The organism is Thalassoglobus polymorphus (assembly GCF_007744255.1).
GTDB classification, from domain to species: domain Bacteria; phylum Planctomycetota; class Planctomycetia; order Planctomycetales; family Planctomycetaceae; genus Thalassoglobus; species Thalassoglobus polymorphus.
This window is the reverse complement of sequence record NZ_CP036267.1, coordinates 546719-563388: the sequence shown is the minus strand read 5'-3', so window position 1 is coordinate 563388 and position 16670 is coordinate 546719. Positions and strand designations below refer to the sequence as shown.

General features: G+C 49.9%; 12 protein-coding genes. 5 read left to right on the top strand and 7 right to left on the bottom strand.

Annotation, left to right across the window (positions count from 1 at the left end; all coding sequences use genetic code 11):
* The first annotated feature begins 93 nt into the window (after positions 1-93).
* On the top strand, positions 94-972 hold the full coding sequence (locus Mal48_RS02115; protein WP_145195649.1) for a hypothetical protein: 879 nt from the start codon (positions 94-96) through the stop codon (positions 970-972).
* 61 nt (positions 973-1033) lie between these two features.
* Here the strand turns inward: Mal48_RS02115 and Mal48_RS02110 are convergent, their stop codons facing one another.
* The 7 genes from Mal48_RS02110 to Mal48_RS02080 all read right to left on the bottom strand — a co-directional run bounded on the left by Mal48_RS02110 (position 1034) and on the right by Mal48_RS02080 (position 10905).
* Positions 1034-3022: a SulP family inorganic anion transporter gene (locus Mal48_RS02110; RefSeq protein ID WP_145195647.1), complete on the bottom strand. Its 1989-nt coding sequence runs from the start codon at positions 3020-3022 to the stop codon at positions 1034-1036.
* A 350-nt stretch (positions 3023-3372) separates the two neighbouring features.
* Positions 3373-4038 (bottom strand): carbonic anhydrase, encoded by a 666-nt coding sequence (locus Mal48_RS02105; protein ID WP_145195645.1) that lies wholly within the window; start codon positions 4036-4038, stop codon positions 3373-3375.
* Between the two features lie 99 nt (positions 4039-4137).
* On the bottom strand, positions 4138-4464 hold the full coding sequence (locus tag Mal48_RS02100) for a hypothetical protein (RefSeq protein WP_145195644.1): 327 nt from the start codon (positions 4462-4464) through the stop codon (positions 4138-4140).
* Between the two features lie 411 nt (positions 4465-4875).
* Complete coding sequence (gene ribA / locus Mal48_RS02095) at positions 4876-6144, bottom strand: GTP cyclohydrolase II (protein ID WP_145195643.1); 1269 nt, start codon at positions 6142-6144, stop codon at positions 4876-4878.
* A gap of 121 nt (positions 6145-6265) precedes the next feature.
* Positions 6266-7327: a protein arginine kinase gene (locus Mal48_RS02090; protein WP_145195642.1), complete on the bottom strand. Its 1062-nt coding sequence runs from the start codon at positions 7325-7327 to the stop codon at positions 6266-6268.
* A gap of 269 nt (positions 7328-7596) precedes the next feature.
* A complete protein-coding gene (locus Mal48_RS02085) occupies positions 7597-8523 on the bottom strand; it encodes an ABC transporter ATP-binding protein (protein ID WP_145195640.1) in 927 nt (308 codons plus the stop codon).
* A 57-nt stretch (positions 8524-8580) separates the two neighbouring features.
* Positions 8581-10905, bottom strand: coding sequence for a hypothetical protein (locus Mal48_RS02080; RefSeq protein ID WP_145195638.1), 2325 nt, complete (start codon positions 10903-10905; stop codon positions 8581-8583).
* 465 nt (positions 10906-11370) lie between these two features.
* Between Mal48_RS02080 and Mal48_RS02075 the strand changes: the two genes are divergently transcribed.
* The 4 genes from Mal48_RS02075 (at position 11371) to Mal48_RS02060 (ending at position 16591) form a co-directional block, all read left to right on the top strand.
* Positions 11371-13161 (top strand): hypothetical protein, encoded by a 1791-nt coding sequence (locus Mal48_RS02075; protein WP_145195636.1) that lies wholly within the window; start codon positions 11371-11373, stop codon positions 13159-13161.
* A 26-nt stretch (positions 13162-13187) separates the two neighbouring features.
* Complete coding sequence (locus Mal48_RS02070) at positions 13188-14132, top strand: ABC transporter ATP-binding protein (protein WP_145195633.1); 945 nt, start codon at positions 13188-13190, stop codon at positions 14130-14132.
* A 49-nt stretch (positions 14133-14181) separates the two neighbouring features.
* Complete coding sequence (locus tag Mal48_RS02065) at positions 14182-15726, top strand: ABC transporter permease (protein ID WP_145195631.1); 1545 nt, start codon at positions 14182-14184, stop codon at positions 15724-15726.
* A 100-nt stretch (positions 15727-15826) separates the two neighbouring features.
* Positions 15827-16591: an isoprenyl transferase gene (locus Mal48_RS02060; RefSeq protein ID WP_231739848.1), complete on the top strand. Its 765-nt coding sequence runs from the start codon at positions 15827-15829 to the stop codon at positions 16589-16591.
* Positions 16592-16670: the final 79 nt, after the last annotated feature.

The window sequence follows — 16670 nt, the reverse complement described above, 5'->3', positions numbered from 1 at the left end:
AGCAACGCAGAAGTTGCGACGACGAGCATAGTCCAACTGCCCATAACGGCATTCCCTCGCAATAATTTATCCTCTCACAATACGATCTGAGAAGTGAGTCCCATCCACCATTCCAGGCTTGTCGAAACCGTTGGGATCGGCCCCTTTATTACGCGCGGGATACTCACCCATCCGGGCAAACCGGCAAGGGTCTGGCTGTCTCGACACCATCGCAAACGCTTGGCGAACCCAGAGCGATCCAAAGCGGAAGCAACGTTAAAATTGCTGCTCCGGTGCTTATGGTTGCCATCTCATTTGAATTGGTGGATCGGGGTCATCTTCGCTGTGGGAGCGAGTTGTTTTGGAATGGCGAGCACGCTGATACTCTTCCCCAGCTTAGCTGCTGAAATCGCCATCTCTGAAGCAGGCATTAATCGCATTTTCTTTGCCGGTTCGATTCCATTTTCAATCGCAGCCTGGCTGCAACTTTATCAGGCAGCGAATGCCGCCCCGCTGCCAACTTCCGAAGACACTACGAAAACAGAACACCGCATCCGGCTCATTGGCTGGAGACCGGATGAAATCGGCTGGGTGAGTTGTGCTTTGCAGTTTATTGGAACCCTGCTGTTCAACATCAACACCTTCAATGCGATGTCTTCCAGCCTGACGTGGGTTCAGATCGATCTGTGGGTCTGGATTCCGAACGTGATCGGTTCCATCCTCTTTTTGGCATCAGGATATTTAGCATTTATCGAAGCGGGCCACAGTTTATGGTCGTGGCCGCACGCCAATCTTTCTTGGTGGATCGTGTTTATCAACCTGCTTGGTTGCATCGGGTTTATGATCTCTGCCCTGTTCGCCCCACTCTTTTCCGAGACTCCCAATCCTTTAGCAACGACCGTTTCAGTTTTCTGTACTTTACTCGGTGCGATCTGCTTTTTCGTCGGTTCACTCTTAATGCTTCCCGAAACGGCAGTTCAAGAAGTGATATAGCCCCCGGATGACTCACCCGGAGGCTATAAATGGAGCACTGAAGACCGACATCAAATATGCTTTAGTTGAATGCTGGGTCTGCAATCTCGACTTGTCTGTCCACGGAAGCAGAAACAGGGACCGGTGCCTGAGATTCTTGAACTCCGTTTCGAGCAAACAACTTCAGAGCTTCCCAATCAACATTCACGGTTCCGCCTGTTTGAGTATGCTGATTCCCCCAGGTGGTTAGCAACGAAACGCAGGCATGATCAATATAATTCAATTCGGAAATATCAACATTCACTTCTGTTCCAGGCGGAATGAGTTCCAGCTGATTTGCAAGAGAAGGAATCTTCAGGAATGTCGAAGCACCTGAGAGTTTGAGATCGACCTTTTTGTTTGGAAGCTGAGTCATCGTGATGTTCAACTTGCCGACAGAGAACATCAACTTCAACATGGAAAGCCCCAGCCCCACTGCCACCCCAATCAAGAGATCTTCAACGACAATCACGATTACTGTCACAAGGTAAACAGCAACTTCCCCCCATCCATACTGCATTAACGCCTGCACTTTTTTCCAGTCACAAAGTTTATAACCGATGTAAACTAAAATCGCTGCCAGCGCCGAAGTCGGAATCATGCGGAGAATGGTCCCCAAGAACACTACGAATACCAGAAGCCAAACTCCATGTAAGATTGCCGACATTCTTGTCTTCGCACCTGCATGCACGTTTGCACTACTCCGAACAATGACTCCCGTCATGGGAAGGCCTCCGACAAATCCAGCGACCATATTGCCGACCCCTTGAGAAAAGAGTTCTTTGTCGTACCGTGTTCGCGGCCCGTTGTGCATTTGGTCAACAGCGGTTGCACTCAATAAGGTTTCAGCACTGGCGACAATCGCTAAGACAATGGCGGAAAGAATGACACCTCCCCAGGGAGCGTCTTGAAGCGTCGCCCAACTAAGGATGTGCAGCTCTTCAGAAATGGAGTCCGGAATCTCCACGTATAAAACGGGAAGCTCTAAAAAGGCTGCGAGCGACGTTCCCACCAGAATCGCGAGCAAAGGTCCGGGGATGATTTTTAGTTTGCCAAAGGAAAATGTCGCCCACAAAACGAGAGTCAGTATCGTCAGGATACCGATACCCGCTGCCATCTCATGATTTTTATAAACTCCTTCGATCGCCAAGATTGCACTCGAAGCCTCTTTTTCAACTTTCAGAGCTTGAGAAGGATCGTCTGATCGAAGGAAATCCAGACTGACCGACATCGCTTGAATCGCACGATCCTCGGCGGCCAAGAGTTTGGATTCCCGCTCAGGATACTCTTCGAAAAACGTCAGACTCTCTTGCACAAAAACCTGTGTCTTTGCAATCAGAGATTCCTGTCGTTCAATAAGATCGTCGACTTGCACCGAACCGGGGGCGACAACAGTTTCTTTATGATTCGGCAACCGCTCAGTCAATTTTTCATGAATCACTTCTTGTTGACGGTGCAATTCAGCGAGTTGCATCAAAGACTCTCGCTGCACGTGTCTCCGGTCTTTCTCGGTAAACGATGGAGCCTTCCAGGCTTTGGTAATCGCATCAGGAATCGTTGCCAGATTTTCCAAGGCGGATTCCTTCGGCTTATCATCAAGCATGACGTGAAACTGGCTCGCAAAGATGATGACTCCGATCCCCGCTAACATTCCATTCACAACAGCAGGTGAGACAGCACGGAACCATTGCCCTAAATGAAGAGTGGCAGCTGCTAACTGGAAGATACCACCAAGCAGCACAACCAGGCCTAACATTTCCAAGCCATGGCGAGTGACAACTTCATACACAATCACAGTCAAGCCAGCCGCAGGACCACTGACCTGTAGTGCACAGCCACTCAGGCTGCCCACTACAATTCCGGCAATAATTCCTGTAGCAAGACCTGCACTAACAGGGACTCCAGAGGCAATCGCGATTCCCATACACAGGGGAAGAGCGACAAGAAATACCACAATCGAGGCAGGAAGATCACTCCTCCAGTTCGACCTGGTTTCTTCGGGTTGGTCATTCGAATTTTGAGAAGTCGACATGCGGATTATTCCTATAGATTCAGTTTGAGGTCGAGAAGAGAACACTCGGATTTTGGTCGCAATTCAAGACGCCGCTGAGCAAGCTGCTTGATTACTCGCCCATTGCGAGATGCCTTGGCATGCAACACAAAATCTATTCATCAAAGCCCAGAGCCGATTTCGAGCTGGTGTGTGAAATCTGTCTCGTAAAGTCCACCGTTTCTCCTGCGAGAACAGCTTCTTCACGAACACCACAAGCACGAAAGCGCTCTAGAGCAGTCTTCGAATTGGCGTGCCAAATCGGCCTCGTGAAGTCCAGAAGTTCCTCAGAGAGAACAGCTTCTTCACGGGCAAAAAAGCACGGTAGTGCTCTAGGAGGCAACAGGCTGACGATGCTCTTGTGGAGACCGACCTTCAGCCTGGTCGACTGTCACAAACTGACCGGTGCTATGCGAGAACCCAAAAACCTTCCCAGTTTCGAATTTATAAACCCAACCATGCAGGTTCAGTTCTTTCCTGGAAAGAGCCGCAACTACAGAAGGATGAGTTCTTAAATTCTCCAACTGAACAAGAACATTCTCTTCGATAGCAAGAGTCAATCGTTTCTGAGGATCTTCGACCGAAGCGTAATTCTCTTCGAGGATCCGCTTCGTCGACTCCACATGCATGAGAAGCTCATCCACAGCTGGAAGTTTCCCCTTCCCTTCTGGATTCAGCAACGCCTGCATCACCCCACAATGTGAGTGTCCACAGACGACAATGTCTCGAACCTTGAGAACAGAAACAGCATATTCAATCGTCGCCGCCTCTCCTCCTCGAACTGCACCATACGGAGGAACAACGTTTCCAGCCGTACGTAAGATAAAGAGTTCGCCCGGTTCGGTTTGAGTAAGAAGATTCGGACAAATTCTTGAATCTGAGCAGGTGATGAAGAGAGCAAGCGGCTGTTGACCACGTGACAAGCGAGTGAACAACTCTTCTTGATTACAGAAGATGTTGTCCTGAAACTGGTGGATTCCCGTCATTAATTTTTGCATAACGCACCTTGAGTCTAAGACTTAGCATGTGTTGAGTAAACAATTCCATAGAGTTCGATTGCGCAACGTGAAACGTTGACGCTGGCGACGGAATTGATGCTAAGTCAGCATTGGTGCGCAAAGACCATTGGCCAGACGGTGGCCTCGGAAATATTGAATTTGCGTCTGCTTTGCGGAGTACCGTGTGTTCCTCAAACAGGGATCAGACTCGATCCTCCCGGCAAAGCGGTTTTGGCGACGCGTTTCAACTCGACGAACAATATGCTCGGCAGTTTCAACATGTCGAGTCTCTTCCTCAGTCGTTCCACCGGTTCGAACCGGGAGTTGAGAAAGGCTGGCAAGAAGCGCGTTCGCAGGAAGCCCACCCGCCAATAACAGCAGTAGAGCTAAGCAGTGCAGCCAATGTTTAAAGAATGGTGCCATCATACGCTGTGAAACAAGTTTCCGCCAAAAAGGGTTTTAGAGATGAAACCCTCGATACATATTATCGGCACTGCACATTTTTTCAACAAGACGAATCCAGTCAAATTCACAGAATATTATCATGACAGGCAATCGGTGTTAACAAAAAACGCCTTCCTGCAGGGCTCCAAATTTCTCCCGAAAGCCATATCGCTACGGCTTTTAACCATCCCGGGCGGATCACCTGAAAAAACAAACACCAAACCCCGAATGATGCAATTTCGAATCATCCATCGCCACAAGAATGTCCTTGAACCACCCAGGATTACATCCTATTGCAGCACATGGCATCTCACGCACGGTATCAGCGAAGGGATTGGTGGCCGGCTTGTGGCGACGTGAAATAATCTGTCGTACAGGCCTGCTACTTTTGAGTTACTCTTTAGCTTCAGACTTCGCCTTAATGGAACTCAACGGTGGGAGTAGGTGGCCCATTTTTTCTCGTTTGGCTTCCAAGTATTTGGCTCGTTGCTCTTCAGGAGGAGCAACCAGTGGAACCTGCTCGACAACTTTCAGGTCGACCCAGTTTTCGAAGGCTTCTGTTTTTTTGGGGTTGTTCGTCAGGATGCGGATTTCCCGTAGACCCAAATCTTTGAGAATTTGCAAGCCGACCATGTAATCGCGCAGGTCTGATTTGAAGCCCAATTTGTGATTCGCCTCGACCGTGTCAAGCCCCTGATCTTGAAGTTCGTACGCTTTCAGCTTTGCCGTCAGTCCGATTCCGCGTCCTTCCTGAGGAAGATAAACCACCGCTCCACAACCCTCGTTGACAATCATTTGCATCGCGATATGTAGTTGGTCACCGCAATCACAACGCAATGATCCGAGAATGTCTCCCGTGAAACATGAGGAATGCATGCGGACCAACGGAGCGGGAGACGAAGCTAAATCCCCCCAGACAATTGCTATCGGTTCCTGATCTTCGTGCTCGACTTTGTAAGCAATGAACTTCGGAGTGCCGTACTCTTCTGTCGGAATGTTGACTTCAACTTCTCGGGTCACCAGATTTTCGCGAATCCGTCGATGCTGAATGATGTCAGCAATCGTAATGATCGGAATGTCGTGCTCAGCCGAGAGTTCTTCGAGCTCGTCGAGTTCAGCCATTCCGTACCCACGCTGGCTGCAAATTTCGATAATGCAGCCGACAGGCGTCAGACCGGCGAGTTTAAGGAGATCGATCGCTGCCTCGGTATGTCCTGCACGACGCAAGACTCCTCCTTCGCGAGCCAGCAATGGGCTCACATGTCCCGGTTTAACGAAGTCGTTCTTTTTCGATTCGGGATCAGCCAAGGCTTTGAGCGTCCGAGAGCGATTCTCGGCACTGACGCCGGTTCCTGCATCGCGATGATCGACCAGCATCAAAAAGGGAGTTTGGTGAGCTGAGGTGTTGGCGTCTCGATCGACGATGGGGGAGAGATGTAAGCGTTCTGCGACCTCTTGGGTAAGTGGAGCACAAAGAACCCCCGCAGCTCGTCGCATCATGAAGTCGACTTTTTCGGGTGTCATAAACTCTGCCGCACACAGAAGGTCCCCTTCGTTCTCTCTCTCTTGCGCATCGACAACAATCACCATTCCCCCCTCCTTGAGGCGGGTTAGAATCTCATCCAGATTATTAGTGGTTGCTGCGTGTCCAAGGGTATTCATGACGAAATAACTTCTGTCTAAAGAAAGAACGGCTTCTTCGATCAACACTCGACGAAATTATATGCAATCGCTCACCGAGGAGTACGACGAAGATGCAAAGTTCTCAAAGTCAGCAGGGATGTCAATTTTGTGGAGGATCAGCCAAGCGTGACCGCAAGTAAGCTGCTCGCACAACATTCCGCTCGGAAGATTCCAGGAGTTCCCCTCGATTCTTTTGCAGATGAGCTGGTTGAATGTGCATGAACAACTCGTTGACAGTCGACATTTCCAAGTTGTCCAGAAGCCCCAAGGTGATCCCCATTCGCAAGCTGGAAAGCTTTTCCATTGTTTCCTCAGAAGAGATTTGTCGAGCACTACTGAGAACGCCATAGGCGCGGGCGACCTGATCATGCAATCGCTGACGATCGGCATTGACCAATGCGATTCGAGCACGTCGTTCATAGGCCAGAATATCCGGGATGACCCGTTTCACATTCTGGATAATCTGTTCCTCGGAGCGGCCCAGTGTGACCTGATTCGAGATTTGATAAAAGTCTCCCAGCGCTTGCGAGCCTTCACCATACAAACCACGCACAGCCAGGTTCATCTTGTGCATCGCCTGAAAGACTTTTTGAATCTCTTTGGTCAACACCAAGGCAGGCAAATGCAACATGACGCTCACTCGCATGCCTGTTCCGACATTTGTTGGACAAGCGGTGAGGTAGCCGAATTCGTCGCTGAAAGCGAACGAGACCCGCTCTTCGAGACGATCATCAAGTTCGTTGAGTTCACTCCAAGCATGATCGAGAGCGTACCCACTACGCAGGACTTGCATGCGGAGATGATCCTCTTCATTGATCATCAGACTGACTGTCTCTTTCGGTGAGATACAAGCTCCTCGGGCTCCTGTTCCTTCTGAATGCTCGCGGCTGACGAGTTGACGCTCGACGAGAAACGTTCGATCCAGCGGGCTCGCATCTTCGATATTGATGTAAGAGAGCCCCGGACCAGAATCGAGACGCTCGATATGATCTTTCAGAAGATGCTCAATTTCTCGCTGAGTTGCCTCTTCCGTCCTTGTCGGAAACGGAAAGTCAGCGACATTTCGGGCCAGGCGAATTCTGCTTGAGATGACAATGTCTGACTCTGGACCAGTCCCTCGAAGCCATTCTCCGCTTGTTCCTTTCAAATCGTCTAAATCCACAGTTTATGTTCTCCTGACACGACCGCGTCTCAATAATGTAATTTCCCCTATTGTCCAGTGCAGGCAACATTCCCGCAACGGAAGAATCTCACGAAGTTCGCAGATCGTGAAATGTTTGAGATCTCTCACTCATGAAAGGTGATTGAATCGCGATTGATTGATGCATATTACGCGTATGAAGATCACATTCACGCCTGCAGACCAAGATGCTGAACCCGAACAACATTTCGAAAAACGCTATGGGAACGAGCCTGACTGACTGCGAAGGCTTATTGTTGCAGCCCCTTGGTCAATTCCATAAACGCCGTTTCGAGATTCACTTCCTCTTCCCGGAATTGAATAATTCGAAATCCATTTTCAAACAGGACCGTGGAAAGCTCGCTGTAGTCTTCAGTGCCGGGCTTGAGTGTTACGTAGATCGTATCACTCCTCATTGAAACGTTTCGGACAACGTCTTGCTGCTCAAGAAGCGACGCAGCCTTTTCCTGATTCTCGGTGACTCTCACTTCGAGCAAGATCGCTTCACGAGCTTTCTTCATGACATCTGCCACGTAATCATCAGCGAGCATGTTGCCCTTTTCAATGATCCCCACTCGAGTACAGACATCGGCAAGTTCGGGAAGGATGTGGCTGGAGACAATAATGGTCTTGTTCATCTCTCCCAGTCGCCGCAAGAGCTTGCGAATCTCAATGCGTGCACGAGGATCCAGACCGGATGCTGGTTCATCGAGCAGCAACACCTGTGGATCGTGCAGCAAGGTTCGAGCAAGCCCAATACGTTGAGTTTGACCACGCGAAAGCTGATTGACCATCGCATCACGCTTGAAGGACATGTCAACCAATTCGAGCTTCTCTTCACAAACCTTGCGACGATCCGGCCCGTTGATACGGTAGGTTGATGCGAAAAACTCCAGGTACTCGATGACCGTCATGTCGTCGTAGACACCAAAGAAGTCGGGCATGTACCCGACGAGGCGGCGGATTTCTTCCGGGTTCGTATAGATCGATTTCCCGCAAACGTAGCACTCTCCGTAATCCGGATTCAGCAACGTTGCAATCATCCGCATTGTTGTCGTTTTACCGGAACCGTTTGGTCCGATAAATCCAAACACATCCCCCTGATCCAGCTTGATGGAGATTTCATTCGCAGCGATCAAGTCGCCATATCGTTTTGTGAGTTTGATCGTTTCGATCACAGGGTCACCGTATTGTCAAACAGAGAGGAGCATGATGAGAATGGACTGCGTGAAGGATTAATTTACCTTCAGCAACGTTGGATCAGGCGGCGCACTCAGATCTGCCAGTTCGAACTCCACGGGCATAATAATGCGAATGACTGATTCTTGTTGTTCGTAAGTGAGTTCGTCATCGTTCAGCGCAAACTTTGTGACGGGAGTTTTCAATCTTCCGAACAGGACAGCTCGATGGAGTTTCAGCGAGTCGGAAAGATCGAGCGAATCGAGCGAATCGTTTGTGAGCTTTGTGTAAGACTGTCCTCCAGTCATCTCATGAAACGAGAGCGTCCTGAGAATCGGAAAAGGATCGCGTGAGAGAGAATTATAAAGTTCTCGATTCACGAGTGAGGTTTGCTGTTTTCGATTGTCGCTATGAAATATCGAGGAGTGCGTCAATCCGGTGAGCAAGCCCTTGAGCATGTTTGATCGAGCATGTTTCAGCTCGAAGAGATCCCCCGGTCGCAGCGGTTGATGAGATTCACCACCTTCCGTTCGCGGGAAGTAGGCGAAGTTTCCATAGGCGACAAACCATCCGGTCAGTTCTTCAGACCCATGGTAAGTGAACGAACCGGTCAGCCGTCCGCTACCGGGGTCGTGCAAGCGTGTTTGCGCGAATCGAGACGGGTCCACTTCAAGTTCCCACTCTGTCCCGGCGGAGCCTGTTGACCAGACACGAACGGGCAAATCTTCGATCTCTCGATCATCCGACGAAAGGTGGTACGCCGCCTTTCGGGACTCAAGTCCTCCAGTTCGATACATACCCCGGTAGCTCGACTCGGGACGCTCGATCCAACTGGTTTTCAAAAAATCTGCTTGAGCCTCTGCAGCTTGAGGATCTTCAAAGAGGGTCGAGTCCGTTTTGACATCGGCTTCAATTTTATAGCGACGAGTGAGCGTGCTGTAGAAATTCATCCAGGATCGCCCCCGAGCAGTTTTTGTCGTTAAGTCGACATCAAGTACCTCAATCTGCCGCGCCTGTTGTTCTGTATTGTTGATCAAAAACGCAGAGTTGTACGACCAGAGCGTGACACAGCCCAACCAGACAGGGAGAGTGATCCAAGTGAGTTGCGGGCGTTTGATAATGCGATGAACGATCAAATAATCCAACGGTCCAATAATCAGAATCAGGACGCTGCTCCATGCGATGACGACCCAATAGGAGGGACGTTTGATGACATCGTAATGATCGAGAGCCTGAATCAACTGGGTTTGAAAATCAGAAATTCCAGTCGGACTTAACCCTGCGTTCATGCCAGAAGTTTTCGTCGTTGCACTGGCCGTCCAACTCGGTTCGAAATCTGCCAGAACCATTGCCATCTCGGCACGGGAACTCCAGTTATCAAACGGTCGTTGATCCAGTCGGACCCCCAACATCGTCACTGAACCTGTCCCGCAGGCCGATCGTATCGCCAAGGCGTTTCCGAAATCCGAAGCCAGTGTTTGACCTTCATCTAAAGAAAAAACGGCACAAGGGACCGTATCAAGCATTCGCATCGGATTGCTTCCGGGAACCCATTGATTGAACCCGCTGAGATTCCGAATTTGAATTTCGTCTTGCGGAAGGACCGGCAACCAGGACGAGATGGGACTAGTGCGAAGTTCCTCTCCATCCTCACCGATACAAATCACCAGTCGACCGCCACGATAGACCCAGTCTCGAATCGCAAGTGACGATGATTCGCTGAGAGTGGAATCTCCGTTCAACACAATCAAGTTGACCGGCTCCAGGGCTCGAGGATCGAAGATTCCAGCTGCGTACTCGCCGAACGGAGCAGCATGAATCGATCCCGACTGGATCTCTTTCATATTCGCCGCTGCAGCTTGAAAGGCAGGCTGCTCGCCATCGAGAAGCCACAGATGCGCGTTTTGCTTCAGGCACCGGACCTCATCGTTGCGATCCACTCGAATTGCCAGTTCAGCGATGATCTTTTCGCCATCAAGAATTTCAATCGTCACCGGGGCGTACAGTTTTCCGGAGCGAAAGAGCCCCTGAACATGAACGGTCCCACCGCTCTTGAACTCTTTCAACCGGGAAATCACACCATGACCATCCGGGTCAGCGACACGAATTTGTGGCGTGAGTGTCTGATCCGTCGTCGCCGTGGAAACAACATCAAACTCGATGGGTGCCCAGCGGCCGACATGGAAATATCCATCAATCCCAATTTTCACGTTTTGAATTTCGACTGCGGTCTCTCCATTTGCAGCCAGTGCTGTCCCCTGAATCAGCAGAAAGCTGCCAATGAGGAAAGCCCCCGAGAACAGAAGAACTCTCAACAAAGAGCCCATCCGCTCATGAAATCCAGTCCGGAGTCCCTGAACATCAGTTGATCGAAGTTGCACGAAATAAACCAAATAAAGTGAAAACAAGGTCGAATAAAATATGATTCGCCAAACAGGCGAGGAATGAATGTCGTAATGATATGCGATCAACGCACTAGAATCAGTCCACAGAGTGTTGCAATTGAAAGCATTTTCGGCGAGTGGTAAGAAAAAATTCCCTGCGAGACTCGAAGCAGTCTCAAAACCGATGGAATTGCGACCATTCTCTGTATCAGAGAAGTGAACAGCAAGTTTTGAGACCAGTTCTAAACTATTGTCCTGACTGACTCGCTTGGGACAATGGTCCGATGTGACGATTTCCGGGGAATTTCCTTTCTGCGACTCGCCATGGTGAGCGCCAGGGCGGCTGAATTCAAAAATGGGTGAATCTGAAGCCGACAGGTATACAGATTTCCCAACTCCCAGTATTGTATGAGAGCCCCAATTAATTCAAAACTTACTGATGCGTAAACTGTGAACAGATTCATGATTTCCACTCAATTCCACATCTCAGAGAAAGTGCTCCTCTCTCCACTTTTGAGATGTGTACGAAGGTCGGCGTTTGTGCTGGTTGGGGTCATGTGCCTGTTGAATCCCCCCTGCACTGCCCAAGCTGAACTGCAAATCGAAGGAAAGCCAAAGTGGAACTTCGACAATCAAGTTGAGATTGAAGAACACAACTTATTGACGGTTGAAGTTTTTAACAATTCTGAAAAACCCTGGCAGGGAGACGTTTGGCTGAAACCGCTGCTCGGTTTTCAGGGAGTTGATGTCCCGCTTTGGCAACAGGACCTCTTTCTGGAACCGTACGGCAAAAGGCAGATCCAATTTTACGTTTTCATTCCGAGTCTGTCGGAATTCAAATTCGAGTGGGGTCGATTCCCTCGAGGCCGGGACAGCTTCGAGATCGATTCCCCGCGTCGCCGAAACGGAGCTCTCAAAATCGAACTCCTCAAGGATGGTGCCTCCAGCAAGGGCCGATCACTGCTTACCGCCAGTGATGATGAATTTCCTTCCAGTGCAATCGTATTGAAATCGCTAGACACGGTCGTCCTTGACCATGCTCCACGCTGGCAGGAACCGCAGGCGCGGGCATTCAAAGATTGGCTTTACCAAGGTGGAAATCTGTTTCTCATTGCAGACAGTGCTGGAGAATATCCAGAGTTCTCACAGATCCTTGCTGAACTCAATGAGCCATCGAGCTCATTTCCTGTCGGGTATGGCTCGGTCACTCGTTCGCTGAAACCTGTTCAGTTTGAAAAGCCTTCTCAAATCCAAAACTTAAATACCAACAACCTCAGCACATCCGCCACGCTGTTTTCGCAACTGCGATCGATTACCACTCCAGATCACAACTGGGCATTGATCTATTTTCTTTCAATCATCTACTTGCTGATTCTGTTTCCCGGATGCTGGCTACTTGGACGAAAGAAAGGTGACTTCCGAATCACATATGGCGTGATTCTTTTAACTGTCGGATTGTTCAGCTTCGGGTTTCACTCGATCGGCAAACGTGGCTATGGAGAAGAAACCACGATCAACTGCATGACCATTGTGCATCCAGGAGCACCAGGTCGCTGGATTGCGAAACAGTGGATGAATCTTTTTGTGACAAGTGGCGGAACCTACCAGATTGATTTCGAAGATGACTCGAGCACTGTCTCGACCGGTCAGCATTCCGAGTCCGTACGCGGTTTTGCGATCAACCAACCTGTTGGCATCTTGAGCTCCGCAGTCCCATCGTTCTCCAATCGCACAGTCTTACACGCCGGTGTCGTCAAACATGAGGGATTTCGCCCTGAAGTTCGCAAACTCAAATTTCAGGAGACCCTCAAAGAGTTTGAATTGGCTCTCCCTTCCGGAACGAGTTGGCCAGAAATTTCGCAAAGTGTCGCGGTTCTTGGAGATCGTCTCTACCAGTTAAGACGCATTGGTCAGACATACCAGATCATCGACGCGGGAAAGCCACTCTCGCAATATCTGGATCATGAGGCGCTGCGATTCAACCCATTCAGACGCAGAAATCGCCCCAGAGAGGAAAACGATGAAATATTCGACAAGGGAGTCTGGCCAGTCATCGCCAATGATCTCGGAGTCCTTAACGAAGAAGTCGTTCGCAGTGGAAACCTGAAAAACAGTCAGGTCCATGTCTACTTCACGACAGATTTTCATCCAGACTTTTTCGCCAAAGGAGAAATTTCTCCACAACAGCGAGGAAGAGTCATCTACGCATTCCGCTTTGACATGAACGACGTCATGAATGAATCGCAAGATTGATTACAAAAAAACTTTCCAGGAATCCTATGGAACACGTCATCGATATCAAAAATGTAAGCCATCTGTTCAAACAGCATCGGGCTTTGGATGGGATCACATTTCAGGTTGCGCCACAATCACTCCACGGATTTGTTGGTCCCAACGGAGCTGGCAAAACGACGACTCTCAAATTGATTTGCACCTTGCTGAAACCGCAAATGGGGCAGATCAACGTTTTCGACTACGATGTCCGGAGTAATGTCAAAGCAATTCGTCGACGCATCGGTTACATGCCCGATCACTTCAGCATGTACCGACAAATGACCGTCTTCGAGTATCTCGATTTCTTTGGGGCAGCATACGGATTTTCCCTGAAAGAACGAAACCGCATCGTCGGTGATGTCCTCGCACTCACAGACATGGATGGCCGCAAAGACGATTTCATTCAGGGACTTTCCCGGGGGATGCAACAGCGCGTAAGCCTCGCGCGTGTTCTCGTCAATGACCCTGATTTACTGTTGCTCGACGAACCGGCTTCCGGACTGGACCCGCGTGCTCGAATTGAGTTGATGGAAATTCTCCGTGAGCTTCGGCGGATGGGGAAGACGATTTTCATCAGCAGCCACATTCTCAGCGAACTGGCAGAACTGTGTGACAGCGTGACTATCATTGATCGTGGAAAAACGAAGTACAGCGGTCCGATGGAAGCCTTGCTCGATGAAAAAACCGAAACACCCACGTTCCGGATTCGTGTTGACCTCCCGGCGGATGAAGTCGAAGCAGCACTTTCAAAGATCAACGGTGTCGTCTCGATTCAACCGATGGAAGGACGATCGGACGTCCGCGTCAAACTCGACCCCACGCTCACCGATAGTAATCAATTCCTCGGTGATGTCATAAACCTGGGTTGCAACATCATCAACTTCGGTCGAGACCAACGGCACCTCAACGAAGCATTCATGGATCTCACCGAACGTGGAGTCCGGAATTAGAATAGTAGCGCCCCACAGCAACTGCTCACACGTTGATCAAGGGTGAACGATGAACAAATTTCTGGCCCTTGTTCGACGTGCGTTGCAAACGGATTCTCGTTTACTGCGAGGATACCTCGCGCGTCTTCTTCTGGCCGGATTCATTCTCCTGACGCTGATCACATTTCAGCGAGACTGGGCGTCCCGCGGAGCGCCCGGGTTGGATTTATTCCGTTCTGTCAGCCTCTACAATTACTTCTTCATCACCATTCTGGGCACCGCATTTTTTGCGACAGCGATTACTGAGGAAAAAGAAGAGCGGACACTCAGCTTGCTGAAGATGGCAGGCGTCGGGGCGACTTCACTCATCCTCGGGAAATGGACGCCGCGCATGATCGGGGCATTTTTGTTGTTGTGTGTACAAATCCCCTTCACAGTCCTCGCGGTCACATTGGGAGGTGTCCAGATCGATCAGGTGGTCGCAGTTTACATTTCACTTTTTGCTCACCTGTTTCTCGTTGGAAGCATCGGACTCTTTTGCTCGGTCGTCATGTCGACGACAACAGGAGCCTGCGGGCTCGCTGGTGGAGTTTTGATTCTGCATCATTTTCTGCCAACGGTTCTCGCTCTAGCCTTGCGTAACCAACAAGGCTTTTTCATCGTCGACGTGATCATCTCCATCTCAATGATGCTCAGCGACATGAACGGATTTCGCGTCGTGCTTGGGCTGATGATGGGAACAACCAGTTCAATCTGGATAAGCACTCAAGTTCTTGGCAATCTGATTGTCGGAGGGCTGTTCATGGCGGTCACCTGGGTGATCTTTGACCGATGCACATGTAACGAAAAAGAGCCGGGATCGTTAAATTTCTTTGATCGACTCCGAAAAAGGAGCCAAAACCTGGGACGTGGTCGAGTCTGGGATGCAGCCATTGTCTGGAAAGATCACCAACTGCTGAGCGGAGGTGCGATCTTTCTGTTACTCAAAACTTCGTTGTATCTGGTCTTCATGATCGGCTCCGCGGTCTTAACGTACGGAGGCTGGTCCTCATTGACTGTAACCATAGGCTATAGCCTGCTCACATGGTCCTTCTTTCTGATGTTTCTTGAATTGGGGATCATGGCGACTCGCTTATATCGACAAGAGCTCTCCAACCAAACATGGTCAATTCTTCTGCTGATTCCTCGACGAGAGTCTGAAATCATCTACTCAAAGTTCATAGGCGGACTCACATCTTTACTCCCGTTGACCTTTTGCTTTTTTCTGGGAAGCATTCTCCTGGGGGAAAAGTTTCTTAAGCTTATGGGGGACATTCTCGGTGACCTTGATCTCTTGCTTGTCATGACATACTTCACACTTCAAGCACTGATCGCCATTCACTGTTCGGTTTATCTGGCAGTCACTCAGAAGTGGGCAATCTGGCCGATTGCGTTGTTTTCATCCGGGTTTGTGGTCTTTATGGGAAACGTAATGGGCGTGAGTTGCCTCGCAATCGGCGGTGGCCCAGGGGAGGTCGGCGCCCTTGCTTTTATTGGAAGTTTCTTTTCAGCCATCATATTAATTCCGCTCCATCTCCAAATCGGCAAACGATTGGTCGAACTCGCGGGTGAGTAGCGAATTCGCAATTGCTCTTCTGTTCTCGATTCGTCAAGATGCAAATCAATCGCTGATTTTCATTTCATTGACCTGCTTTATTAATCGAACGATAACAACAGTGGCTGTCGAATCGCCTTATACACCTGACGACCTGGAATCCTTGGGACTCAGCACGGAAAAACTCCCCTCGCATATTGCCATCATCATGGATGGCAATGGACGCTGGGCTCAATCAAGAAACTTGCCACGCATTGAAGGGCATCGCCGTGGAGTCCATAGCGTACGGGCAATCGTTGAAGAATGTGCCCGACTCGGAATGGATCAACTGACGCTCTACTGCTTCAGCAGCGAAAACTGGAAACGCCCCCGGCCCGAACTCGATTTACTCATGAATTTGCTTCAACGATATGTTGTTGCTGAACGCGATGAGATCATGCGGCAGGACATTCAGTTTCAAACCATCGGACGAACAGACCGAATTGGACGGAACATCCTTGCAGAAGTGAACAAGACCATCGAACTGAGCCAAGACAACCCAGGCATGAAGCTTTGCCTGGCACTCGACTATGGTGCTCGTGACGAAGTTGTCCACGCAGTGCGAAGCATCGCCGAGAAAGTCCGTACTGGCGAATTGAAAACCGACGAGATCGACGAGTCAACCGTTTCTGAGCATCTCTACACAGCTGAAATGAGCGACCCTGACCTGGTGATCCGAACAGCTGGGGAAATGCGAATCAGCAACTTCCTGCTCTGGCAAATCAGTTACGCCGAACTCTGGGTGACGGAAACACTTTGGCCCGACTTCCGTCAGCCTGAGCTCTTCGCAGCTCTGAAAGACTTCGCTGCCCGCGACCGCCGCTTCGGCGGACTCAATCAGAAATAGCCAAGGCGACAAACTCAGGCTTCAGCGTCAGTGCTCCTGAACGCCAATCCACACAACTGCCGGCCACTCAGTTCAGGTC

What these genes read in the sequence shown, in the direction of transcription:
- Mal48_RS02065 (WP_145195631.1), top strand. Translation starts at nt 14,182, where the DNA reads ATGAACAAATTTCTGGCCCTTGTTCGACGTGCGTTGCAAACGGATTCT.
- Mal48_RS02100 (WP_145195644.1), bottom strand. Translation starts at nt 4,464, where the DNA reads ATGATGGCACCATTCTTTAAACATTGGCTGCACTGCTTAGCTCTACTG.
- Mal48_RS02105 (WP_145195645.1), bottom strand. Translation starts at nt 4,038, where the DNA reads ATGCAAAAATTAATGACGGGAATCCACCAGTTTCAGGACAACATCTTC.
- Mal48_RS02110 (WP_145195647.1), bottom strand. Translation starts at nt 3,022, where the DNA reads ATGTCGACTTCTCAAAATTCGAATGACCAACCCGAAGAAACCAGGTCG.
- Mal48_RS02075 (WP_145195636.1), top strand. Translation starts at nt 11,371, where the DNA reads ATGATTTCCACTCAATTCCACATCTCAGAGAAAGTGCTCCTCTCTCCA.
- ribA (WP_145195643.1), bottom strand. Translation starts at nt 6,144, where the DNA reads ATGAATACCCTTGGACACGCAGCAACCACTAATAATCTGGATGAGATT.
- Mal48_RS02070 (WP_145195633.1), top strand. Translation starts at nt 13,188, where the DNA reads ATGGAACACGTCATCGATATCAAAAATGTAAGCCATCTGTTCAAACAG.